Below are 21,006 nucleotides of genomic sequence, written 5' to 3'. Positions count from 1 at the left end.
CAGGATGCAAACCATCACACTTAACAACAAGGACTATGTCATCATCGAAAAAACCGCATACGATGAAATGTGCGCGGGCAGCGACAGTGAGCGTTTTCCATCTGAGTTTGTCGACAAGCTGTTTGACAGCGACAACAAAATCGGCGTTTGGCGTGAATACCGCGGCATGACGATGACTGAGCTCGCGGCGCGCATTGGCGTGTCGCAAAGCTATATATCCGATATTGAGCGCGGCAAAAAAGATGGCTCGATCAAAGTCATCAAAGCCATTGCGACAGCGCTTGATGCCGATATTGAGTTGGTTATTTAACACGGCGCTTACGCTCAAAATCCGTTTGGCAATCAATGCAACGTTGCGCACTTGGGTTGGCAGCGCGACGGGCAGCGGGGATGGGCTCGTCGCAGTCGATGCATTCAGTCGTGCCTTGTAACGATTGTCTTTGTCGCGCTTTGTTAATTGCGATATTGCGCGTCATTTCTTCGGTTTCGCTGGCTCTGTCAATGATGTCCATGGTGTTGATTTTTATCCAATTGCTTGTGTATAGATGTTTAATACGACAATTTGCGTAGTATTCGTTTGCCTGCGCTATCCAGCGGATCAGCGCGTGATTACTGCCGTCACTTAGCGCGGGTAGGTCAGCGCAGGGGGTAAGCGCGCTCGCTTCCACTGGTGGTGGCGGCAGCGTTGGCGGTGTCGATGGCTTGGTTGAGCAGGCGCACAGCGTCAGGCTCAATGCAATCATCGCGATGCTCAAGGGTTTGTAGGTACGCATTGATGTTGTCCTCCATGTGGCGTGCGGCGTTGTGTTGGCGCGTGCTGATCGCGGCAAACTCGTCTGAAAGTTGCGCATAGATTTTGTGCTGTGCTTTTTGCTGGTCAATCGCTGTTGTGATTGCAACAAGTGCAGCGTTAAGTTGCTGATGTTGCACGCTACGTTGTCCTGCGCGGTAGGCAAGCCCAATTGAAACGATGTTGTAGGCGAGCAAGACAAAAACCGCGATATAAATGTGTAATTTTTTAAACATAGTCGCTCAACCATTGCATCGCCTCGCTCTCGCGCCTAGCTTTGAGGACGGGTTTGCCCGCGGCGTATACCCAACGTCTAAGCTGATGTGGTACGCTTTGATAGTCGCCTTTGTTGAGTTCGCGCAACAACGTCGAGCGCTTAAATGCACCGACGCCGACGTTAAACACAAACGACACCAGCGCATCAAATTGATTGTCCGTGAGCGGTACACGCACGAGATCGTTAACCGCTTGCTCGGCGATGTCGTTGTCTTGATCAAGTAGCGCGGTGATATGTTTGTCGCTGAGCCCCGCGCGCCAATGCACTGGCTTGCCGGTGATGATGATTTTGCCACTGGTTAGCTCACTGCGCGTGAGTAGGTGGCCGACGCCGATGGTCGGTAGCCCGGCGGCGTCGTGATACATTTTATTGCGCGATCCCTCGCGCACGATTAAGGCGCGCATGCCTTGTGATGTCATTTGTCGCGTCATTTAAGCCCCCTTAATTTTTGCCAAAGCTCTAAAATATTGGTATTGCGATGTTGTTCAAAGGTATAAAACAGCGCGCGCACAAAAAACCACCCCGGCAATCCACACATAAAATAAACGGCGCCAGCCTGCATCGCAGAGAGCTCATCGGCAGCGGGGTTGAGTACGAGATAATGCGTCAGCACGTAACTGCCCAAACCGATGGACGCCATGACGGTGCTAATCATCGCGCTAAACCATTCTCTTGGGCTGCGCGGTTGTGCCATAAACATCACCACCACGGCGGCAAGGATAGGGCCGATGATATAGACGAGTATTTTGTAAATGATGCTGCCAAGCGCGGTTTGCGTCGCGCCGGCAAATGCACTATTAGTGATTGGATCTGGCATAATTAGTCCCATAATTTTATTGATGGTTTGCGTGGTGGTGCTTTGGGTAGGTCAGGCACGCTGATGCGCAACCCGGCAGGTAATATTGGTGGGTGGATGGCGTGAGGGTTATCCTCAATGACCGTCCCAATAATATCGGTACGCCCAGTGGTCCGGTAGCACAAAGCGTCGAGGGTGTCGTGTTGTTGGGTGATGACAATCATATTAATACCGCGGTTGTGCGTTTGCGCTCGGTGAGCAGTCGGACTGCCTCGCGCTCGCGTTGTTGCTCGTGCGCGATGCGGCGCTCGTATGCCTCAGCGCGCTCGTTGCCGTCGCCAGTGGTGTCGATGTCGCAGTATTGCTCGAGGATGTATGTTTTGACTCGGCGATATACGGCGGTTTTGTAGAGCGTTGTCTGAGTGCCGACGGGTAAACGATGGATGCCCAATTGCTGCGCGCGCCAATCAGCGATCAGCGCGTTAATCATGATGATCGCGACCTCAAAATGTTCCGTCAGGCGCTCGTTGGTGATTGTGTCGTCGTTGCGCATCTCGCGACGAAACTCGGATAAACTAAAATCCGGGAAAAAGGCGTCAGGATTGACGACAATGTCGGGCACTGGATGTTCATTCGGCTTATTTTTGGGGACCCATGCGCTCATTTTTTCACCTATTAAATAAAGAATTAAGGTGCGCGGTTGCGGTGGGAACAGAAACTTTCACAAAAACGTGTTCACCACCGCGCCCCCGCGCGGGCTGTAGAGAGAGTTATTCGCTGAGCTGTTTTTCCAACTTGCTAAATAGCGGTTTGCAACCGACTCGCTCGTTAAGTGCGAGCGCTTGGCGCAACCACTCAAGCGCGGTCGCGTCGTTGCCTGCGTTGTGCTCTGCCTCGCCGAGCGCGCGGTAAAGTTTGGCGCGGATCTCGTCGTGCATGTCGTATTTGCTGGTTAACGCCTCGACCGTCTGCAATTGCTCAAGTGTGAGCGTAGGTGTGTCAGATTTAATCCACGCCTCGGCCATTTCCTCGGCGAGCACTTCCTCGGTCTCGCGCTCAAATTGCTCGGGTAGGGCGAGATCGTGCTTGAGCATGTACGCGCCAATACTCAATGCTTGCGCAAAATCGCCGACGTCGATGGACCAAACCAATAATTGGCCGATGATTTGGTCTTGCACACCAGCGTCCTCGCTGAGCGTGCCCTCGATGTATCCGGACCATTCCGGCAACAATTCGGCTTTGGCCTCGATGCGTTTGCTCATCGATTTAATCGCTTTCAGCGCGCGCTTTTGTTGTGCGAGCTGGTTGAGCATGAGCTCGTAGTGTCCGCCGCTGAGCTCGTTGTCGCTTTCAGACGCTCGGGCATTTGCTGCCCGAGCCTCCTCGCGTTGCTTGTGTCTTTGTGCGGGTGTCATGGTGTGATCCTCCACTTATACCCAGGCGCTGCCATCATCGTTGGGTGTCTTAATGCCCTCAAGTAAGCAGCACGCGTCGTAGTCCTCGATGACGTACGCCTCGTTGACGCTGCGGTACTCCTCGATGCGGTCGAGTTTGGGGTTGTCATAATACGCGAGGCGCGTGGTGCCACTCTGGGTGTAGATGCTCAAATTGCTCAATGGCGTGATAAAAATGGCGTCCTCTGGGAAAAATGGAATCGCGTATGTCTTGTGTCCGCCAAGTGATTTATTGACCATCAGCGACTCAAGCGCCTTTCTCTCGCTCGGTACGTCGTTGCTGTCAATCAAGTGGAAATATTTGCTCGACAAGATTTTGCGCCCACAAATCACGACCAATTCGCTGTCTCGGTGCCAAGGCTCGATTAAGGTATTGACGGCGTCAAAGACGGCGGCGTCGACGTGGGTATAATCTTTACCGTTGATACTGCCAATTTTTGCACCGTTCATTACCGCGCTTGATTTGCTCTCGCGCAGGTGCTGTAACCAACCTTTATTGACGTCTTGCAACAGCGGGTTGGCGCTACGGTCGGTATTGGCAGCAACGCTGGTGCCGTTAAAGCCTATCATCATGCGATCGCGTCCGATTTGCTTGCTCGTGACCAAGCGCAACAAGCGTTGAAAATCTTTTTTATGGCGCCAGGCGTCGAGCGTGGCGTAACGCACAAATGTGTCAAAGTTGGTTTGATTGGCGCGGTATTTGTCGTTACTGAGCGAGGCGATGTTACGTGGCTTACGTTCGGTTTCGCCGTCGCTGGTATCTGTGCGCCCAGCCAACGTCGAGTTGACGCCGATGTGGATTTTTTCGCCTTCTTGGTTGTCAACAACGTAGCTATTGACCGACCTTAAGAAAGGATGGGAATCCTGGATTTTTTCAACCAGTATTTGCTCTGGCTGTGGCGCGACGCTGAATTTTGTGGTAGCGTCATCGACACCGTTTAACTCGGCAATCCTGTTTAAAAATTGGTTGTATTTTTGGCGGGTTAGCTTGTGCATAATTAGTCCTTAGCAGTCTGTTTCGATGGGGTTATTGGCGCTACTGCCGTCAGCGGTAGGACGGGTTGTGTAGTCGTCGTGATCAGAGGCAGGGGTGCGGTCGAGGGATTGCTTGAGCTCGTCAAAACTCGTTTGTAACGCGTTGTGTTTTTGCGCTAGCGCGTTGTATTGCTCAATGCGTGCTTTATCGCGCTTGCTGTAGTCCTCGATGACTTGCTCTATAGATTTGGCGACGTCTTTATAAAAAGCGCTGAATTGGCTGTCTGCCTTTTGGTTTTGCGCAGTGTCGTGCTTTTGTAGCAGCTCTTTGACGCGGGAAAAGATGTTGGATTTGTCAGCAGTCTGTGTATCGTCAAACTCAAAATCAGCGTCGTCGTATGCGCTAAATAAATGGGTCTTTTCTTGGCTGATCGCACTAAACATCAAGCGTTCGGTGCCGGTTGATGCGGGGCTGTCCGTTACGCCCAGGCCCACCAGATAGGCCTCGCCGCTGTCGGTAAAATTGGGGTCGATCTCAATGCTGGTGTAGATCTTTTGTTTGTCTTGATTCATTTTGACCAGTTCAGCGGTAGGCTCAATTGCGGCGAGTAATACCAGTTTGCCGTCGGCGTTTTTTTCGGTTTTGAGCGCGGTGACGTCGCCCATCGCTTTAAATGCGCCGTCAGGCACCAGCGAGCGCATATGCTCAATCCAGATGCGTGCGCCGTATTTGTTTGGGTCGTAGTTAGCGGCCATCTGTTTGATGTGCTCTGCGGTGATGACGCGTCCGTCGATAGTCTTGCCTTCGGTGGCGATGCGGAAATATCTCATTTTTTGTGGCTCCGGTGCGAGATTGCGAGTGATATGCGCATTGTCATCATGTCTTAAGCACCAATCAACGCCTAAGCGTCCGCCAAGGTCGTCTGCGGACGCTTGCTTGTTTTTTTAAGTCGTCAGCACAATGACAATAGCGCGCATGATGACGACTTATCCTGCCCCAAACCGTAAAAAAGCGGCGCTGATGTATTGGCGCGGCTATTCCTGCGCCGAGATTGCCCGGATCTTAGATGAGCCGGATGCGACGGTGCGTAGCTGGCACCAGCGTGACAAATGGGATAAAGCCAGCGTCGCCAAGCGTTGCGCAGAGCAAATCGAGGCGCGCTATGGTCAACTCATTGCCAAAGAGGATAAAAGCGCAAAAGATTGCAACGAGATAGAGTTGCTCGGCAAGCAGTTAGAGCGGGTTGCGCGCATTCAAAAATTTGAAAACGGCGGAAATGAAGCCGATTTAAACCCCAAAGTTAAAAACCGTAATAAGGCAAAAAAGCAAAAGGCCGAGGAAAGGGCAAGCAAGTGTGTATTTACTGACGCACAGATTGACGAACTCAAAGCGCATTTTGATGCAACGATGTATCCACACCAAAAACATTGGTACGCCAATCGCCACCACAATATGCGCCAAATCGTCAAAAGTCGCCAAATTGGCGCGACGTATTATTTTGCCGCCGAGGCGCTGCTCACCGCCATTGAAACGGGCAAAAACCAAATCTTTATTTCGGCGTCGCGCAATCAAGCCAATATTTTTAGATCCAATATCGTCGCTTTTGTCGAGCAGGCGACGGGCATCACATTGCGCGGCGAGCACCTGAAAATTGGGCCAGGTTGCATGCTGTATTTCCTCGGCACCAACAACAACACCGCGCAGTCATACTCTGGCGACCTTTATATAGACGAGTATTTTTGGATACCACGCTTTGACAAGATCCAGCACGTCGCCTCGGGGATGACGGTGCATGATGACCGCCGCATTACCTATTTTTCTACCCCGTCGACCACCGCGCACGAGGCGTATCCACTGTGGACGGGCGAGCACTACAATGCCGAGCGCCCGAAAAAAGACCACGTCAAAATAGACACATCGCATAGGTCGCTCAAAGATGGCGCGCTTTGCTCGGACAGTTATTGGCGCCAGTTGATTACCATCGAGGACGCCGTCAACAGTGGCTTTGATCGCGTCACGCTCTCACGACTAAAGCAAAAATTCCCTAATCCCGCGCAGTTTGACAACCTATTTATGGGTAAATTCATTAATGATATGAATAGCCTGTTTAAGATGCGCGACCTACAACGTTGCATGATCGACGCGCGTGCATCATGGGCGGATTGGCAACCGTTGCGCAAGCGTCCGTTGGGCGATTTGCCGGTGTGGATTGGCTACGACCCGAGCAGATCACAAGACGATTCATCGTTGGCCGTGATCGCACCGCCAACCGAAGCTGGCGGTAAGTTTAGAATCATCGAAACCCAGTCATTTAACGGCCTCGACTTTGAAGCGCAGGCGAACAAAATCAAGGAATACACAAAGCGCTACAACGTTAAATTTATCGGTATCGATGCGACGGGCATTGGTAAAGCCGTGCATGACTTGGTCACTAAATTTTATCCGCGCGCCCGCGAAATCATCTACAACGTCGACGACAAAAACGAAATGGTACTCAAAGCCTACCAGCTCATGCACCACGGCCGACTGGAATTTGACGCAGAGTCAACCGACATTGCCAGTGCATTTTTAACCATCCACCAAGCGCCAACCGGCGGTGGGCGCGTGACGTATAAAGCATCGCGAACAGCGAAAACAGGCCACGCAGACGTCGCGTGGGCCATCATGAATGCATTGAGCAACGACCCCTTGGGCGCCGTCGCGGACGCAGGCACGGGCAAAGGCCGTGGCAAATTAAAAGTTTTTTAAAAGGAGAGATTAATGAGCGACCAAAAAATAAAAGCATTTACCTTTGGCGACGAGCGCGTCGTCGTCAACGGCATCGAGCTGGTGCACTATTTTCAATGTATGCACAACGGCCAATATTACGAGCTGCCGTATAGCATCGAGCGCACGCCAAATACTTTTACTCGCTGCTCTATCTGCGCAGCTCATTACAGCTCAAAGCCGATATCTTGACCAGTTGCTATATCAAGCATCCGTTGCTATCAAAGCAACAATTCGCCAAACTCGCGATTGATTACCTGTGGTTCGGTAATTGCTACCTAGAGCGCGTGCGCAGTCGCACAGGTAAATTGTTGGCGCTCAAACACTCACCGGCAAAATACATGCGCCGCGATAAGAACGACCGCTATAAGTTTATAGCACAGGCCGACGGCTGGTTGGCTGACCCCAATGCGTGGAGCTGGATCGAGCAAATGCCCGTGCATACCTTCCCGGCTGACAGCATTTTTCATCTGCTGCAACCCGACGTCAACCAAGAATTATACGGCGTGCCAGAATGGTTGCCCGCAGTACAATCGGCACAGCTCAACGAAGCAGCGACCAAATTCCGCTTGCGTTACTACAACAACGGCAGCCATGCAGGCTATATCCTCTATATCACTGATCCAGCGCAAGACGAAAGCGACATCGAAGCGCTTGAAACTGCCTTGCGCGACAGCAAAGGCCCCGGTAATTTTAGGAACCTGCTCTACTACGCGCCCAACGGCAAAACCGATGGGCTCAAACTCATGCCAATCAGTGAAGTGACCGCCAAAGATGAGTTTTTTAACATCAAATCGATCAGTCGCGACGACCAGCTCGCCGCCGCGCGCGTCCCGCCCAACATCATGGGTATCGTGCCGACCAATACCAGCGGCTTTGGCAGCGTCACCGACGCCGCGCAAGTATTCGCACGCAACGAAGTCACCACCCTACAAGAGCGCTTCGGGGAAATAAACGACTGGCTCGGGCAAGACGTTATCAGCTTTAACCCATATCAAATCGCAATAGAGGAGGGCGCGAAAAAATAGAGACAGCGACGAGCGTGCTGTTCGGACCAGCACACTCGCCATCGCAGTGACCACGCCACTACGACCAAGGCTGCCCCGCCCCTCGAGGAGCGCGGGTAGCATACCACAGTAACTGTAAGAGTAACTATTGGAGGCAACAGTGGAAGCGCTACGCTGCGTTAAATGCAAGAAAATGCTGGCAAAAAAGTTTGATGGATACATCAATATTAAATGCCCGCGATGTAAGCATGTACAAACCGTACATAAAACCAAAAGATAGCAATCAGCTATTAGTCATAAGAGTGCCATTGAGCGCCGTTTTTATCTTTGAGTGCCATCGAGCGCCAAAAAAATGGAGCAACAATGTACACTCAAGCACCCCTGCCATTTATTGGCCAAAAACGGAAATTTATCAAGCTATACAGTCAAGTGATCAATGAGCACATCGAAGCAGACGGCGACGGCTGGACGATCGTCGATGCTTTTGGTGGCTCTGGATTACTCTCACATGTTAGCAAGCATATCAAGCCCAAAGCCCGCGTCATCTACAATGATTTCGACGGCTAGGCAGAGCGCCTGCGCAATATCCCCGACACCAACAGATTACGACAAACCATTGCGCAGATCGTCAAAGACTGCCCGCGCGGCATCCTCATTCCACCACAAATTAAGCAGCAAATATTCGCGGCCATTGACTCATTCGACGGATACATTGACCTCGATGCACTGACTACCTGGATATTGTTTTCCGGGCAAATGGTCGGCTCGCTGGAGGAAATGCAAAAAAAATCCTTCTATAACAAAATGAGACGTAACGACTACCCACCAGCGGATGGCTACCTCGACGGCTTAGAGATCGTCAATGAGTCATACGAAACGTTGCTGCCTCAATATAGCGACCGAGACAAAACCTTATTTGTATTAGACCCGCCGTATGTGTGCACCAAGCAGGGCGCCTATCGCAAAGCAGGCTATTTTGGGATGGTTGAGTTTCTGGCGCTAATGCGGATGGTCCGTCCGCCATTTATATTTTTTAGCAGCACACGCAGTGAGCTCCCTGCCTATCTTGAGTTCATTGTTCAAAACAAACTCGAAGGATGGGATAGATTGATTGGCTACAAAACCCTCAGCATACAAGCACATATCAATGGCAACGCCATATATGAGGATAACTTGATTTACAAATTTAATTAATAATCACCATAAAGCAGTGCTACCGACACCAATGTCGGTAGCACCACCTCATCACGTAGTGTTGAGCTCTAGCACATGACTACCATAACAGCATATTATTAACATTTGGTGCCTTCATAAATGAAGGTACCAAAATGCGTGATCGGGGCCAGACCCATCCACTCACCAGACCACCACCTCATCCCCCACACAGCGCGCTCTACTCCCCGCCTCGCCCGCGACCTTTTGGGGTGGTTTTTTACATAGCAGGGTAGGCGGGCGGATATGCGACAGGGCAGGGCTTAGGCGGGCAGAGTTATGGTTGATAATCTGATGCGTTTTGATGCACTGCAATCATAAAGTATCGCACCCATAAAATGAGTATAGGTCAAAAGTGCCTATAGGGGCTGGGGAAAGTGCAATATTTGCAATTCTTTCATTTTTTACCGCTTAAGCATTTGAAAAAAATAAATAAATTTTATTGCAAAAAAGTGCAATAAAATGCCATAAAATATTGCACTTTTATTTAAGTTATTGAAATTATTTTGTTTTAATTTTAGGGATTGTTGCAAAAAAAAGTGCAAGCAACTTGCATTTATATTGCAAAAATATTGCACTTTAATAAATCATATTTTCCTATATATATCAACTTGATGAGTGCTGATTTGCAAAAATATTGCAAATATTGCACTTTTCCCACCCCCTCAAAAAATATGGGGCGGTTGCTTTTGTAGCAGAGTCACTTAAGTTAAAATCGGAGGGGTGATAACAATCAACTATATTTTTTATAATTAAGCGGTCTTTGTTTATTTGATACTTTTACGTTAAAAATACGTCTGCACAATGCCAACTGCCTGATTATTATATGTTGTTTTCTGCTGGCCCCGGGCACCACATAAAACTGTTTATTAACAAAATTTTCTTATGACTGGCGTAAGGATGGCGTACTTAAATTGACCTTCCGCGCTTTTTCTCTCTCGCCTCCTTTTCTTCAAGCTTGTGCTTACGCACTTCCTTCTGCTCTTCCACGCGATCATAACTCCGCTCTTGAGACTGATGACGCTCTTTATCTTCAGCAACGTTAGCACGAGCCATCATGAGCCCTGCTTGGACTTGCCGCTTGACGGCCTGAAGCCCAGCGATACGATGTAAGTCAGAAAAATCACTGTATTCTCGACCACGTTGCGACGTTGAAAATTTCGGTATGATGTATTTGCCGTTCACAGCCTTGGCTGCAACTTTTGCGCTTTCCAGACCGCTATTTTTCAAACCTCTATCAACGTTATGTTGGTCGTTGTCTCCAGCAATGAATATGCTACGATAAGGGTACATGGACTTAAACTCTTCGGCGACGGCTTTCAAGTTGCTATAGTCGAAGAATTGAAAAAGTATTACGGCGTTGGCTCGCCTTGCCGTACTATCTGTACTGTCTGCGGCTCGCCGCCTTGTACTACTTTTTCACTTCTCCGACTATATCTTGAAAAGCAACAACAACCGGCTCGCCGATCGCCATGTGAATACTGGCGGCTGTTGCAACACCGGTGCTGATAATGATCGGTTCATTCTTGTCTTGCGCCTTCAATGCTGATTCACCAATCACATTGAATCCGCCCTGCGCTTTACAACCACTTTCAAACTGCTTAAAGCCATTGCCGCCAATGCGCTGCAAGCTTTGAATCTCGTCGTCTTTATTTTTAACCGGCACAACAAGGTTGCCGAGTTTATCAACACGCAAGTCTAGCTTGTCGATGATGTCCTGATTAAGTCCTTTTTTCGCCAAATAAGGATGGTCAGGTGTGGCTTTGGGTAGATTCTTCTGTTCCTCGGTCGCTTTCCGGGCATTTTCCTTGTATTGCTTCTCACGTTCCTGGTCACGCTTGGCTCGTTGTGCGGCTAAAACAGCTTGCTGCTTTGCCAGCTCTTCAGGTGACAGCTGCTGCTCACCGCCACGCCAGTTTTCTTTGTGGCCAGTCACAAAGTTTTGGATATACCCAGCCGGGCGTCCATCCAAGTGCAGTTTGTATGCACCATCTTTACCACGTGGCCGCCCTTCTACCGGTACACGATGCAATTCACCGTCAACTTTGATGTCATTGACAATCAAACCGGCTTGCTTTATCGCATTGGCAAATTCTCTGATTGGATCGGACTGCTGCGGTGCTTGTACTTCAGATTGCGCTTGCTCCTGAGTTTGCGGCATCCACTTCTGCAAAGATTTTAGATCCGTGCCTTCCGGTGCATACCAACTTTTTGCTTTGCCATCCCAACGAGCGCCTAATGCTTTAGCTTGGTTCTTTTCAGCATAAGGAACATCCAAATAAGTCCGCTCTTGTGTTTTAGTAGCTACTTGACGTGGCGATGGGTTAATTGCCGCCTTAACCTGCTGTAAAACATCATCAACATTTGAGATATCTTGTTGTCGGCCATCATTGGCGTACTCATCACGTAATTCTTTTAACGCATTTTGTAATTTACCCAGTTTTTCACTGCTACTGCCGTCAATGACATTCGTGCCAAAAGTATGCGACCGGGCAACCTCGGTTGCCAAAGCATCTTTACTTCGTAGCGCGTGGCGTTGCTCAAGTATAATAGCCAATGTTTGACTTGCGATTTTGAATGGCATGAGGATTGATTTTGCCTGATGGATTGGCTGGTTCTCTTTTGAGGCTGGCATAAGATTTTAAGCCGTCTTTAGACGGCTTTTTTGTGGGTGAGAAAACTGAGGGATGGAGTATGAAGGCGGTTATTTGTATGCATTTTAATGGTTAATGACTAAGGAGTAAGGAATGTTTTTAAAGCGATTTTCTGCGTTTGCGCTGGGGTTGATGTGGTCGGTATCGGCTATGTCGGAGGATTTGGCTGTTTTGATTCAACAGGCAAATGCTGGCGATACTGAGGCGCAAATTGCACTGGCTAGTTATTATCAAGAGCATCAAGATTATGAGAATTTTATTCTGTGGATAAAAATGTTGGCGGGTGAGGGGATTGCTCAGGCGCAATATAATTTGGGCTTGTTATATGAACAAGGATTGGGGATAACTCAAGATTATGCGCAGGCTGGTGAGTGGTTTTTAAAAGCCGCGGAGCAGGGAGTTGCAGAGGCACAATTCAATCTTGGGGTGATGTATAAGCAAGGATTAGGGATAGCTCAAGATTATGTGCAAGCTAGTAAGTGGTTTTTAAAAGCCGCGGAGCAGGGAGTTGCAGAGGCGCAATTTAGCGCTGGCAATATGTATTATCAAGGGTTAGGAGTTGATAAAGACTATAAGCAAGCTAGTTATTGGTTTTTAAAGGCTGCTGAGCAGGGGCATATTAAGGCGCAATTTAATCTTGGGTTGATGTATAACCAAGGGTTAGGGGGTTCTCAAGATTATCATCAAGCTAAAGAATGGTATTTAAAGGCTGCTGAGCAGGGTGATGCTGTTGCTCAATATAATCTTGGGTTTATGTTTTATAGTGGGGAGGGGATAGGTCAAGATGAGGCGCAAGCGGTGAGGTGGTTTTTAGCGGCGGCTAAGCAAGGCGATGTTCAGGCTCAGTTCAATCTTGGGGTGATGTCTCTTAGGGGGCAGGGGATGGCTCAAGATCATGCTGCTGCGAAGCAATGGTTTAAAAAAGCTTGTGATGATGGTAGTCAAAAAGGGTGTGAGGCTTTTCGCGGGTTAGAGGAAAAGTAGGGGGGAGGTTTTAGCGCTTTGTTAGATGAAGATAAGCCGTCTTTAGACGGCTTTTTTGTGGGGGGGATTGTGTGAGGGATTATGGGGTGAGGTGGCTTAGGGCATTTTGTAGGGCGTTTTGGATGTCTTGGGGATGTTCTAGTCCGATGGAGAGGCGGATGGTGGCGGGGCTGATGCCAAGGAGGGTTTTGTCTTCTTGCTAACGCGCCAATGGGTGGTGGTGTCTGGGTGGGTGAGAATGGTTTTGGCATCACCAAGGTTGCCAGAGATGCTGATCCAGTCGCTGTTGTCAATGAGTGTCCATGCGTTGGTTTTGTCGCCTTTGACGTTGAAGGTGATGATGCCGCCGTAGCCGTTTTTGAGGTATTTTTGGGCGAGGTGGTGTTGGGGGTGGCTGGGCAGTCCTGGGTAGTGGACGCTGGCGATTTGGGGTTGTTGTTCGAGCCATGTGGCGATTTGCAGGGCGGTTTGGCTGTGGCGTGCCATGCGTAGGGGGAGGGTTTCTAGGCTTTTGAAGAGTATCCATGCTTCAAAAGCGCCCATGCTGGTGCCGATGGTGCGTAGGGTGCGGTAGATTTTGTCGCCGTCGTCGGGGTAGGCGCAGACGATGGCGCCGCCTAGGATGCGTCCTTGTCCGTCGATGTATTTGGTGGCGGAGTGGACGACGATGTCGGCGCCGTGTTGGATGGGTTGTTGGTGGTAGGGGGTGGCAAAACAGTTGTCAACGATGAGTTTGGCGTTGTGTTGATGGGCGAGTTGGGCGAGGGCGCTGAGGTCAGCGATGTTGAGCATGGGGTTGGCTGGGCTTTCTAGGAAGAAGAGTTTGGTGTTGGGTTGGCAGGCGTTTTGCCATTGTTGGTGGTCGTTGAGGTCAACTAGGGTGGTGTGGATGCCAAATTTGGTGAGGATTTGGGTGAATAAAACGAGGGTTGAGCCAAAGCTGTTGCGGGCGCAGATGACGTGGTCGCCTTGCTCTAGAAGCGCCAGGGTGAGGGATAGTATGGCGCCCATGCCTGTGGCGGCGGCGATGGTGCGTGCGCCGCCTTCGAGTTGGTTTAGGCGTTGTTCGAACATGTTGACGGTGGGGTTGGCAAAGCGACTGTAGCTGTAGGCGGGTTTGCGTTCAGCGAAGATATCAGCGGCGTCTTGTGCGCTTTGGAAGGTGTAGGAGGAGGTGAGGAAGAGGGCTTGGGAATGTTCGTTGGCTTGGGATTGCCAGTGGGCGGAGCGGATGGTTTGGGTGTCGAAATGTAGTGGGGCGCTGATGTGGTTTTTAGGTTGCATGGTTGCTTTCCTTGTATGTTGGGTTAATGGTTGATTAGGTTGTGGTTTTTTAGGGAGTTGAGGGGGTCAAAATAATGCTGGAGGTAGGTGTCAAATGGTTCTTGGGGTTGGTTTTGTAGGGTGTTGTAGGCGTCGATGGAGGTGTCGCGCTGTTGGTCTAGGGAGTGTTGTTGGGAGGGGGAGAGGGGTTGGCTGAGCTGTTGGCGGTGTTGTTGGGTGAGTTGTTGTGCCCAGTCGATATGGCTTTGGCTGGTGAGGCTTTGGTGGATGTGGTGGCGGATGAGTTGATGATGTGTTAGGGCGTGTTGGAGGTTGGTGAGGCTTTGGGTGTAGCGTTGGCTTTGGTGTTGTTGGTCAAGTTGTTGGGCAATGGGGGTGAGTTGTTCTAGCTGTTGTGTGGCGAGGGTTTTGGCGTTTTGTTTGGGGTGGGTGAGTTGGAGAGTGTCGTCGTGTCCGCAACAGGCGATGCGTAGGCGGTCGGTGTTGATGTAGTGTTGTTCTTCGGCGCTTAAAGGGGGGCTGGGTTGTAGGAGCATCCAGAGCATGAAGGTTTCTAAAAAGTGGATTTGCTCTAGGGAGATGCCACAGGGGTCATAGGGGTTGGTGTCAAGTAGGCGGAGTTCGACGTAGGTAATGCCACGTTGGCTTAGAGCGATTAGGGGGAGTTCGTTAGGGTGGATGGGTGTTTTGGGTCGGGCGGCGCTGTAGTATTCGTTGGAGATTTGGAGGATGTTGATGGTGATTTGTTGATAGTTGCCTTGGGGGTCTTTGAGTCCTAGCTTTTGGTAGGTTGGGGCGGGGGTGCTGACGGCAGTGGTGAGGTCGCGGATGTAGTGGTCTAGGCTGTTTAGGTTGACGTTGTAGGGGAGTTTGTTTTGGTAGCCGAGTTCGCTCATGCGTAGGCTGGTGGCGTGGGGGTTGCCGAGGGTGTGTGGGGCAATTTGTGGGAGGATGCCTTGTGCAGGGTGGAAGCTTTGGTCTACCGCAGGGGAGGCGCCAAAGAGGTAGCAGATGAGCCAGCCGTGGCGTTGGATGTTGCGTACCATGCCAAGTAGGCGTTGGTTTATGTAGGCTTGGGTGAGGGGGGTGTGGTCTTTTTCAGCGAGGGGTTTGTAGGAGTTCTGGGTTGGGGGAGTAGTTGAAGTGAACGCCTGCGATCATTTGCATGGCGCGTCCGTAGCGCAGGCTAAGTCCTTTTCGGTAGAGGCGTTTGAGTTTGCCGTTGTTGCTTTGTCCGTAGTAGCCGATGGCGATGTTATCAGGGTTTGTGGGGAGGATGCAGGGCATGCTGGCTGCCCATAGGTTTTCTTTGCCAATGTTGGCTTGGGTGTAGCGGTGGAGGGTGTGGAGGGCGTCGTAGGTTTGTTGGGGGGTTTGGTAGATGCTGGTAACGAGTTCTAATAGCTTTCGCCAAAATCGGTGGTGATATGGGGGTGGGTGAGGGCTTTGCCGAGGCTTGGGGGATGTGGGGTGGTGGCGAGGGTGGCGTCAGGGTTGGTACGTAGGGTTTCGCGTTCGATGCCGATATTGCCGCCTGCAAGGGGTAGGTTTTGAAAGGATTGGTTCATGTGTGGTTTGGATGGTGGTTAAAGGAGGGTATGATAGCTTAAAATGTTGGGCTTGTTGATGTTTGATTTTTATTATTTTAGGAGCGGTGTGATGTTGAAGATTGCGGTGTTGATGGATGATATTGGGTCAATTAAACCTTATAAGGATACGACTTTTGCGTTGATGTTATCGGCGCAGGCGCGTGGGCATGAGGTGATGGTGTTTGAGCAGAAGGATTGGCGGGTGGTGGATGGATGTGTTGAGGCGATGGTGTCTGTGGTGGCGTTGGTAGATAGAGAAAAGGATTATTATGAGGTTTTAGAAAGACGATTAATGGATTTGTCGACGGTGGATGTGGTGTTGCAACGTAAGGATCCGCCGTTTAATTTGCGCTATATCTATGATACGTATATGTTGGATTTGTTGGTGGCGAAGGGGGTTCGGGTGGTTAATCCGCCTCAGGCGTTGCGCAATATGAATGAGAAGTTTGCGATTGCTTCGGTCGCGCAATGTACGCCTGAGACGTTGATTACAAAATCAAGGGAGGATATTCGGGCGTTTGTGGCGCGTTTGGGCAGGCGGTGGTTAAGCCGTTAGATGGAATGGGAGGTAGTGGGATTTTAGTTTGGTGCAGGGGGATAAGAATTTAAGCGCGATTTTAGATGTGATGAATCCTGATGGTTTGCAGACTTTGATGGTGCAACGTTATTTGGATAAGGTGGTGGAGGGGGATAAGCGGATTTTGATTATTGATGGGGTGCCTGTGGAGTATGGGTTGGCACGTTTGCCAGCTGAGGGTGAGTTTCGGGCGAATTTGGCTGCGGGGGGGCGTGGGGGTGGTTCAGGCGTTGACTGAGCGGGAGTATTGGTTGTGTGAGCAGGTGCGTCCTTTGATTGAGGCGCAGGGCTTGTATTTGGTGGGTTTGGATGTGATTGGGGGGTATGTGACGGAGATTAATGTGACAAGTCCAACGTGTTTGCGCGAAATTGAGGCTTTTATGGGGGAGGATATTGCTGGGCGCTTTTGGCAGGGGTTGGGCGGTTAGCCATGTTCGCGGGAGCGGATGTGTTGCATGTCGTTTAGGTATTCTTTGATGAGGGTGGATTCGTAGAGTACGCCGATGAGGATTGGGTCTTCGGGGCTTTGGAGGATGGGGGATGTGGGTGCCGTCGAAGTGTCCCATTACTTCGATGGCGTCCCAAATGGTGCTGAGGTGGTAGAGTTTTTCGCCTTCGTCGTTGGCAAGTTCGGCGATGGTGAGGGTGTCTTGTGGGTCTTTGCGTAGGGCGTGACGGATGTTTACGAGGGTGATTTTGCTAGGTAGTGTTGTTCGTCGGTGGTGACGTAGGCGGTGTATTGGCGTTTTTCAAGTAGGAGGCGTTCGGCATCAGCTAATGAAGTGTGGTCTTTTAGGTTGAGGTATTGGTCGCTGACGAGGTGTTGGATGCGTCGTTGTTTGAAATATAGGAGGTCGCGCCCGATTTCCATGTTAATGCCGCGGGCTTTGAGTTGGGCGTCAAAGAAGGAGTTGGCGCCAAGGAGGCGGTAGGCGGTTAGGTTGGCGATGACGACGGCGAGCATAACGGCGCTGGTGAGGGTGAAATTGTCTGTGATTTCTAGGATAATGAGTATCATGGATAGGGGGGCGCCCATGACGGCACTTGCCATAGCCGCCATGGTGGTGATGGTGAGTAGTCCGTCTTGTGTTTCGAAGTTGGGGAGGTAGTGATTGATAATTTGGGTGGCGCAGGCGCCTAATAAAGCGCCCATGAAAATGGCAGGCGAGAAGACGCCTCCTGGAATGCCAAATCCAAGGGTGAGGGTGGTGGCGATGAATTTGGCGATAAGGATGAGGGCGATGGTTTGGAGGGCGATGTCGTATTCGTTGACGATGGCGTGGAGGAAGTAGTCACTGGTTCCCATGACATCTGGGAGGTAGTAGGCAAAAAAGGACATGGCGATGGCGGCGAGGCTTATGCGTAAACTAACAGGAAGGTGGCGTCGGCGGCTTAGGATTTGTAGGCTCATAATGCTGCGGATAAATAAGATGCCTAGGATGCCCGCTAAAATGGCTAGTAGGACAACGATGGCGTATATGTTTGGGGAGGCGATGATTTGTGGGCTGCTGCTTAGGAAGGTGGTGCGGTTAAAAACGATGCTGGATAAAACATAGCTGGTAACGGCGCTGATGGTTATGGGGGCAAAGGCTTTGATGGAGAAAAAACGCAGGATGACTTCATGAGCAAAGACGACGGCGGCGATGGGGGCGTGAAAGATGGCGGCGATGGCGGCGGCAACACCTGAGGCGATGTAGACGTGGAAGGCGTCATTTTTTATGACTTTTAGGCGGGAGAAGATATAACCGACGGCGCTGCCTTGTTGTACAGTGGGGCCGTACTGCCCAACGGAGTATCCACTTGAAAGAGAAATAAGCGCCCCTAGAATGGAGTAGCCTGCAGATTTTAAATCGACGTTGCCTTGGTTGATGTGGATGCTTTCGATGATATCGGCTTGGTTGTGTTGGCGGTGATTGGGTAGGTGTTTTAGGGTGTAGAGAATAAGGGGAATGGCGAGGATGGGGAGGGTTGCACGCAGCCATGCGGGGGGGATGTTGAGTGTGGTAGCGAGGAGGTTATTATGCCAGTGGCGGCTAAGGTGGTGGACGATAAAGTCAAATGCACCTGTGGCGATGGCGACGCTGGCGCCAATAATAAGGGAGAGAAGGTAGCCGATGAGTTTGTGAAAAAAGGTATTCATGGGCTAGTATGACGCTTAAAATTTTTCTGTTGATTTGTCATGATTTTTTTAGATAAGGGAGTGATTGATGAGAAAAAGAAGAGCTATTTTAGCATTATCAGGATTGTTGGGGTGGGGTTGTGTGGCGGCAGAATGCACGCTGGAAGAGCGCTGGAAGGCGGTGGAAAATCCTGTGAGCTGGGATTTGGTGGTTCATGAGCAGGCGGATAAAGAGCATCAGCCTAGGGTGCAGTTGTTGAATGTATGGGCGATTTGGTGTGCGCCGTGTCGTCAGGAATTGCCGGTGTTGGCGCAGTTGCATGCGCATGAGCATTTGGCGGTACAATTGTTGAATTTGGGGGATGAGCCTGAAGCGGCGCGTGCGTTATTGCAGGAGTTGGGGGTGGCGGAGTTGCCTCTTCAGTTGGGCGCAGAGTTGGCGTTTTTAAAACAATTTGGCGCTAGTGGGATTCCGTTGACGGTGTTATTTGTTGATGAAGTGGCGCGATTTCGTCTGTTGGGGATTTTATCTGATGAGGCAGAAGTGGTTGCATATGCGCAATGTGTGACAGAGTCGGATAAAAGTTAGCATAAATTTTTTATAAGATTTATACTATGGGCGCTGAGAATGTCAGTTTATTTTGTTTTTAACTTAGGAGAAATTATGGCTAAGATGAAGACGGCGGTTGTTGCTATGATGGGTATGTTGGCTGTGTCAGTGCAGGCTAAGGTGGCGGTATCAGAATGTTATATTCAAGAGGTGATTGCTGGGAATGATACGACGGCAGCTTTTATGAAAATGCATAATGATGGGCAGGCGCTGGCGTTGGTAAAAGCGGAGATTCCAGAGTTGTCTTTGCATGTTGAGATGCATGAAATGGTAATGAAGGACCATGTGATGAGTATGCAAGAAATTCCAACATATAAGCTTGAGACGGGTGAGCATGAGTTTAAAAAAGGCGGATATCATTTGATGGTGATGGATATTGAGCATTTGCCTACTGTGGGGGAGTCGTATGCGATTGACTTGCATTTTGATAATGGTGAGAAGGTCTCTTGCGACGCGTTGGTATTGAGCATTGATGAGGTGATGCAACGCTATCGTGGTAACCATGCGCATGATGGGTCTATGCATAACCATGCGCATGATGGGTCTATGCATAACCATGCGCATGATGAGTCTATGCATAACCATGCGCATGCAGGGCATGAGCATAAACATTAATGCTTAAATAATGGTGCGCTGATAAAAAAAGTAGGATTGTGGGTTTTGGCGTTAATCGGTTGCGCGATGATTTATTGGGCAAGTGGTGCGCTAAGCGCTTTGAGCACGGATAAGGTGCTGACGAAGCTTTTGGATATGGGCGCACCAACGCGTTATGTGTTTATTGCTGATGATGAGTTGCCACGAATCGCGGTGGTGGATTTGCTGACCAATCAGCAGGTTAATACGCTTAAGACTCAGGTGGTGGCGGATTTTATCGCTTTGGTGCCACTGAGTACGCAATTGTTATATGCGCATGAAGGTGGGCGGAAGCTCTATGCGTATAATGTACAAACGCATGAGGAGCAGTCGTTAGAGTTGGATTTTGTGATTCAGGCGATTGTAACGAATGCAAGCGAGACGCAGGTTTGGCTGGTGGGTGAGGATGTGGTGCAGGCGGTGGACAGTGAGCATTTACAAGCTCAAGAGAAAATAGTGGGGTTGGGTGATGGTCGCAGATTGCATTATTTTGCGCTGGGGCGTGCGTTGTGGGCGATAGATGATAAGCGCGCAAAGGTGCATTCTTATGATTTAACAGCTCAAGAATTGCATGATTTTGATTTGCCAAGTCAGTGGCAGGATTATAGTTTAAGTGCGCTAAGCCAAATGGGGAGTGGCTGGTGTTTGCGATACGAGATGGGCATGATGGGCAGTGGCAGTTGGTATTGTGGGATACAAGTCAGAGGCAGATTTTAAAAACTTATCCTTTGCAGGCGCAAAGTATTCAGCCGTTTGTTGATAGTAATTCTCATCGCGTGGTGGTAGCCGATGAGCAAGGTGGGTTGTTTAGTATCAGCAGTGATGCGTTAGAAAACCCTGTGCGCTGGCAAAGTGAGATTAACCCAAAGCAGCTAACCTTAGGATGGCTAGATAGTCGGTTGCTAATAGGGGGTGAGCAGGCGCTTGCAAACTATGATTTGGATGATTTATCCGAGTCTAGGGTGCAGTCTTTGCAAGGGGCAATGCGGGATGTGTTTGTTAGCGCTGATAGCAAGTCGGGGTTGTTTGTTCAAGAAGGAATAAATGCCCTATTTATCTTTGATTTTAAAAATAAACAAACGAAATCAATTGAGTTAGACAATATGCAATCGCCTGCAAAAGTGATTATGGGGATTGGCAGTATATTGTGTCATTAATATGAGTTATTTCTGATTGTATTAGATTTTTTATGGTTATTAATGCGCTGTTGTATTTAGCTTAATGCGGGTTTTTTGAGATTGTGCGCATAAAAAAACTCCGCACCAGAGGCGGAGTTTT

The 21,006-nt window shown here is 49.9% G+C and carries 27 protein-coding genes and 2 pseudogenes; 14 read left to right on the top strand and 15 right to left on the bottom strand.

Features of this window, described 5'->3' with window-relative positions:
- Positions 1-4: 4 nt before the first annotated feature.
- Positions 5-310 carry a helix-turn-helix domain-containing protein gene (locus A5N84_RS05895; RefSeq protein ID WP_072281627.1) on the top strand — a complete coding sequence of 102 codons (306 nt, stop codon included), beginning with the start codon at positions 5-7 and terminating at the stop codon, positions 308-310.
- Here the strand turns inward: A5N84_RS05895 and A5N84_RS09960 are convergent.
- From A5N84_RS09960 to A5N84_RS05850, 9 genes are all read right to left on the bottom strand, one after another.
- Positions 303-512, bottom strand: coding sequence for a TraR/DksA C4-type zinc finger protein (locus tag A5N84_RS09960; RefSeq protein WP_072281626.1), 210 nt, complete (start codon positions 510-512; stop codon positions 303-305). The two genes, A5N84_RS05895 and A5N84_RS09960, sit on opposite strands and share 8 nt — an antisense overlap.
- Positions 513-636: 124 nt before the next feature.
- Positions 637-1,026, bottom strand: coding sequence for a hypothetical protein (locus A5N84_RS09955; protein WP_072281625.1), 390 nt, complete (start codon positions 1,024-1,026; stop codon positions 637-639).
- Positions 1,019-1,498, bottom strand: coding sequence for a lysozyme (locus A5N84_RS05880; RefSeq protein ID WP_072281624.1), 480 nt, complete (start codon positions 1,496-1,498; stop codon positions 1,019-1,021). Before A5N84_RS05880 ends, A5N84_RS09955 begins: the two co-directional genes overlap by 8 nt.
- On the bottom strand, positions 1,495-1,884 hold the full coding sequence (locus tag A5N84_RS05875; RefSeq protein WP_072281623.1) for a hypothetical protein: 390 nt from the start codon (positions 1,882-1,884) through the stop codon (positions 1,495-1,497). The genes A5N84_RS05880 and A5N84_RS05875 overlap by 4 nt, the downstream gene beginning before the upstream one ends.
- Positions 1,885-1,886: 2 nt before the next feature.
- Positions 1,887-2,087, bottom strand: coding sequence for a tail protein X (locus A5N84_RS05870; protein ID WP_072281622.1), 201 nt, complete (start codon positions 2,085-2,087; stop codon positions 1,887-1,889).
- Positions 2,084-2,527 carry a head completion/stabilization protein gene (locus tag A5N84_RS05865; protein WP_072281621.1) on the bottom strand — a complete coding sequence of 148 codons (444 nt, stop codon included), beginning with the start codon at positions 2,525-2,527 and terminating at the stop codon, positions 2,084-2,086. Before A5N84_RS05865 ends, A5N84_RS05870 begins: the two co-directional genes overlap by 4 nt.
- Positions 2,528-2,633: 106 nt before the next feature.
- Entirely contained in the window at positions 2,634-3,278 is a 645-nt protein-coding gene (gene gpM / locus A5N84_RS05860; RefSeq protein WP_072281620.1) for a phage terminase small subunit, read from the bottom strand.
- A gap of 15 nt (positions 3,279-3,293) precedes the next feature.
- On the bottom strand, positions 3,294-4,313 hold the full coding sequence (locus A5N84_RS05855; protein ID WP_072281619.1) for a phage major capsid protein, P2 family: 1,020 nt from the start codon (positions 4,311-4,313) through the stop codon (positions 3,294-3,296).
- A 9-nt stretch (positions 4,314-4,322) separates the two neighbouring features.
- Positions 4,323-5,123 (bottom strand): GPO family capsid scaffolding protein, encoded by an 801-nt coding sequence (locus tag A5N84_RS05850; protein ID WP_072281618.1) that lies wholly within the window; start codon positions 5,121-5,123, stop codon positions 4,323-4,325.
- Positions 5,124-5,253: 130 nt separating this feature from the next.
- On the opposite strand from A5N84_RS05850, the gene A5N84_RS05845 reads away from it, so the two are divergent.
- The 5 genes and pseudogenes from A5N84_RS05845 (at position 5,254) to A5N84_RS13435 (ending at position 9,260) form a co-directional block, all read left to right on the top strand.
- Entirely contained in the window at positions 5,254-7,041 is a 1,788-nt protein-coding gene (locus A5N84_RS05845; RefSeq protein WP_078055600.1) for a terminase large subunit domain-containing protein, read from the top strand.
- 12 nt (positions 7,042-7,053) lie between these two features.
- A complete protein-coding gene (locus tag A5N84_RS11825; protein WP_233119988.1) occupies positions 7,054-7,251 on the top strand; it encodes a hypothetical protein in 198 nt (65 codons plus the stop codon).
- Positions 7,248-8,087 carry a phage portal protein gene (locus A5N84_RS05840; RefSeq protein WP_233119987.1) on the top strand — a complete coding sequence of 280 codons (840 nt, stop codon included), beginning with the start codon at positions 7,248-7,250 and terminating at the stop codon, positions 8,085-8,087. The genes A5N84_RS11825 and A5N84_RS05840 overlap by 4 nt, the downstream gene beginning before the upstream one ends.
- A 139-nt stretch (positions 8,088-8,226) precedes the next feature.
- Entirely contained in the window at positions 8,227-8,346 is a 120-nt protein-coding gene (locus A5N84_RS13440) for a Com family DNA-binding transcriptional regulator (protein WP_143324853.1), read from the top strand.
- Between the two features lie 83 nt (positions 8,347-8,429).
- Positions 8,430-9,260: pseudogene (locus A5N84_RS13435) on the top strand (hypothetical protein).
- A 927-nt stretch (positions 9,261-10,187) separates the two neighbouring features.
- Here the strand turns inward: A5N84_RS13435 and A5N84_RS05825 are convergent.
- The gene (locus A5N84_RS05825) at positions 10,188-10,571 is read right to left on the bottom strand and encodes a hypothetical protein (protein WP_158008658.1); all 384 of its coding nucleotides are present in this window, start codon (positions 10,569-10,571) and stop codon (positions 10,188-10,190) included.
- Positions 10,572-10,689: 118 nt separating this feature from the next.
- Positions 10,690-11,913, bottom strand: coding sequence for a DUF5710 domain-containing protein (locus A5N84_RS05815; protein WP_072281614.1), 1,224 nt, complete (start codon positions 11,911-11,913; stop codon positions 10,690-10,692).
- A gap of 112 nt (positions 11,914-12,025) precedes the next feature.
- On the opposite strand from A5N84_RS05815, the gene A5N84_RS05810 reads away from it, so the two are divergent.
- Complete coding sequence (locus A5N84_RS05810; protein ID WP_072281613.1) at positions 12,026-12,916, top strand: tetratricopeptide repeat protein; 891 nt, start codon at positions 12,026-12,028, stop codon at positions 12,914-12,916.
- Between the two features lie 138 nt (positions 12,917-13,054).
- Here the strand turns inward: A5N84_RS05810 and A5N84_RS05805 are convergent, their stop codons facing one another.
- The 3 genes and pseudogenes from A5N84_RS05805 to A5N84_RS12735 all read right to left on the bottom strand — a co-directional run bounded on the left by A5N84_RS05805 (position 13,055) and on the right by A5N84_RS12735 (position 15,768).
- Positions 13,055-14,200, bottom strand: coding sequence for an aminotransferase class V-fold PLP-dependent enzyme (locus A5N84_RS05805; RefSeq protein ID WP_233119986.1), 1,146 nt, complete (start codon positions 14,198-14,200; stop codon positions 13,055-13,057).
- A gap of 23 nt (positions 14,201-14,223) precedes the next feature.
- The gene (locus A5N84_RS10745) at positions 14,224-15,246 is read right to left on the bottom strand and encodes a glutamate--cysteine ligase family protein (protein WP_143324851.1); all 1,023 of its coding nucleotides are present in this window, start codon (positions 15,244-15,246) and stop codon (positions 14,224-14,226) included.
- 52 nt (positions 15,247-15,298) lie between these two features.
- A pseudogene (locus tag A5N84_RS12735) lies at positions 15,299-15,768 on the bottom strand (hypothetical protein).
- Positions 15,769-15,859: 91 nt separating this feature from the next.
- Between A5N84_RS12735 and A5N84_RS13650 the strand changes: the two are divergent.
- From A5N84_RS13650 to A5N84_RS13640, 3 genes are read left to right on the top strand one after another with little or no spacing between them, the layout of a single operon-like run.
- Positions 15,860-16,345 carry a hypothetical protein gene (locus A5N84_RS13650; RefSeq protein ID WP_233119985.1) on the top strand — a complete coding sequence of 162 codons (486 nt, stop codon included), beginning with the start codon at positions 15,860-15,862 and terminating at the stop codon, positions 16,343-16,345.
- Between the two features lie 31 nt (positions 16,346-16,376).
- Positions 16,377-16,604 (top strand): ATP-grasp domain-containing protein, encoded by a 228-nt coding sequence (locus A5N84_RS13645; protein WP_233120020.1) that lies wholly within the window; start codon positions 16,377-16,379, stop codon positions 16,602-16,604.
- Positions 16,579-16,794, top strand: coding sequence for an ATP-grasp domain-containing protein (locus tag A5N84_RS13640; RefSeq protein ID WP_233119984.1), 216 nt, complete (start codon positions 16,579-16,581; stop codon positions 16,792-16,794). Before A5N84_RS13645 ends, A5N84_RS13640 begins: the two co-directional genes overlap by 26 nt.
- 254 nt (positions 16,795-17,048) lie before the next feature.
- Here A5N84_RS13640 and A5N84_RS05790 read toward each other — a convergent pair whose 3' ends face one another.
- On the bottom strand, positions 17,049-18,506 hold the full coding sequence (locus A5N84_RS05790; RefSeq protein WP_072281612.1) for a chloride channel protein: 1,458 nt from the start codon (positions 18,504-18,506) through the stop codon (positions 17,049-17,051).
- 67 nt (positions 18,507-18,573) lie between these two features.
- On the opposite strand from A5N84_RS05790, the gene A5N84_RS05785 reads away from it, so the two are divergent.
- The 4 genes from A5N84_RS05785 to A5N84_RS05770 all read left to right on the top strand — a co-directional run bounded on the left by A5N84_RS05785 (position 18,574) and on the right by A5N84_RS05770 (position 20,885).
- The gene (locus A5N84_RS05785) at positions 18,574-19,074 is read left to right on the top strand and encodes a TlpA family protein disulfide reductase (RefSeq protein WP_072281611.1); all 501 of its coding nucleotides are present in this window, start codon (positions 18,574-18,576) and stop codon (positions 19,072-19,074) included.
- Between the two features lie 75 nt (positions 19,075-19,149).
- Positions 19,150-19,710: a copper chaperone PCu(A)C gene (locus A5N84_RS05780; RefSeq protein ID WP_158008657.1), complete on the top strand. Its 561-nt coding sequence runs from the start codon at positions 19,150-19,152 to the stop codon at positions 19,708-19,710.
- Positions 19,711-19,755: 45 nt separating this feature from the next.
- Positions 19,756-20,445 (top strand): YncE family protein, encoded by a 690-nt coding sequence (locus A5N84_RS05775; RefSeq protein ID WP_143324850.1) that lies wholly within the window; start codon positions 19,756-19,758, stop codon positions 20,443-20,445.
- Positions 20,370-20,885 (top strand): hypothetical protein, encoded by a 516-nt coding sequence (locus tag A5N84_RS05770; RefSeq protein ID WP_143324849.1) that lies wholly within the window; start codon positions 20,370-20,372, stop codon positions 20,883-20,885. The genes A5N84_RS05775 and A5N84_RS05770 overlap by 76 nt, the downstream gene beginning before the upstream one ends.
- The last annotated feature ends 121 nt before the right edge of the window (positions 20,886-21,006 follow it).

It is taken from the genome of Rappaport israeli, from assembly GCF_001888055.1.
Classification (GTDB): domain Bacteria; phylum Pseudomonadota; class Gammaproteobacteria; order Cardiobacteriales; family Cardiobacteriaceae; genus Rappaport; species Rappaport israeli.
This window is presented reverse-complemented; position numbering and strand designations above follow the sequence as displayed.

What these genes read in the sequence shown, in the direction of transcription:
- A5N84_RS05780 (WP_158008657.1), top strand. Translation starts at nt 19,150, where the DNA reads ATGGCTAAGATGAAGACGGCGGTTGTTGCTATGATGGGTATGTTGGCT.
- A5N84_RS05895 (WP_072281627.1), top strand. Translation starts at nt 5, where the DNA reads ATGCAAACCATCACACTTAACAACAAGGACTATGTCATCATCGAAAAA.
- A5N84_RS05815 (WP_072281614.1), bottom strand. Translation starts at nt 11,913, where the DNA reads ATGCCAGCCTCAAAAGAGAACCAGCCAATCCATCAGGCAAAATCAATC.
- A5N84_RS05880 (WP_072281624.1), bottom strand. Translation starts at nt 1,498, where the DNA reads ATGACGCGACAAATGACATCACAAGGCATGCGCGCCTTAATCGTGCGC.
- A5N84_RS05785 (WP_072281611.1), top strand. Translation starts at nt 18,574, where the DNA reads ATGAGAAAAAGAAGAGCTATTTTAGCATTATCAGGATTGTTGGGGTGG.
- A5N84_RS11825 (WP_233119988.1), top strand. Translation starts at nt 7,054, where the DNA reads ATGAGCGACCAAAAAATAAAAGCATTTACCTTTGGCGACGAGCGCGTC.
- A5N84_RS05870 (WP_072281622.1), bottom strand. Translation starts at nt 2,087, where the DNA reads ATGATTGTCATCACCCAACAACACGACACCCTCGACGCTTTGTGCTAC.
- A5N84_RS05805 (WP_233119986.1), bottom strand. Translation starts at nt 14,200, where the DNA reads ATGCAACCTAAAAACCACATCAGCGCCCCACTACATTTCGACACCCAA.
- A5N84_RS10745 (WP_143324851.1), bottom strand. Translation starts at nt 15,246, where the DNA reads ATGGTACGCAACATCCAACGCCACGGCTGGCTCATCTGCTACCTCTTT.
- A5N84_RS09955 (WP_072281625.1), bottom strand. Translation starts at nt 1,026, where the DNA reads ATGTTTAAAAAATTACACATTTATATCGCGGTTTTTGTCTTGCTCGCC.
- A5N84_RS09960 (WP_072281626.1), bottom strand. Translation starts at nt 512, where the DNA reads ATGGACATCATTGACAGAGCCAGCGAAACCGAAGAAATGACGCGCAAT.
- A5N84_RS13650 (WP_233119985.1), top strand. Translation starts at nt 15,860, where the DNA reads ATGTTGAAGATTGCGGTGTTGATGGATGATATTGGGTCAATTAAACCT.
- A5N84_RS05845 (WP_078055600.1), top strand. Translation starts at nt 5,254, where the DNA reads ATGACAATAGCGCGCATGATGACGACTTATCCTGCCCCAAACCGTAAA.
- A5N84_RS05855 (WP_072281619.1), bottom strand. Translation starts at nt 4,313, where the DNA reads ATGCACAAGCTAACCCGCCAAAAATACAACCAATTTTTAAACAGGATT.
- A5N84_RS05825 (WP_158008658.1), bottom strand. Translation starts at nt 10,571, where the DNA reads ATGTACCCTTATCGTAGCATATTCATTGCTGGAGACAACGACCAACAT.
- A5N84_RS05875 (WP_072281623.1), bottom strand. Translation starts at nt 1,884, where the DNA reads ATGCCAGATCCAATCACTAATAGTGCATTTGCCGGCGCGACGCAAACC.
- A5N84_RS05790 (WP_072281612.1), bottom strand. Translation starts at nt 18,506, where the DNA reads ATGAATACCTTTTTTCACAAACTCATCGGCTACCTTCTCTCCCTTATT.
- A5N84_RS05865 (WP_072281621.1), bottom strand. Translation starts at nt 2,527, where the DNA reads ATGAGCGCATGGGTCCCCAAAAATAAGCCGAATGAACATCCAGTGCCC.
- A5N84_RS05810 (WP_072281613.1), top strand. Translation starts at nt 12,026, where the DNA reads ATGTTTTTAAAGCGATTTTCTGCGTTTGCGCTGGGGTTGATGTGGTCG.
- A5N84_RS05850 (WP_072281618.1), bottom strand. Translation starts at nt 5,123, where the DNA reads ATGAGATATTTCCGCATCGCCACCGAAGGCAAGACTATCGACGGACGC.
- gpM (WP_072281620.1), bottom strand. Translation starts at nt 3,278, where the DNA reads ATGACACCCGCACAAAGACACAAGCAACGCGAGGAGGCTCGGGCAGCA.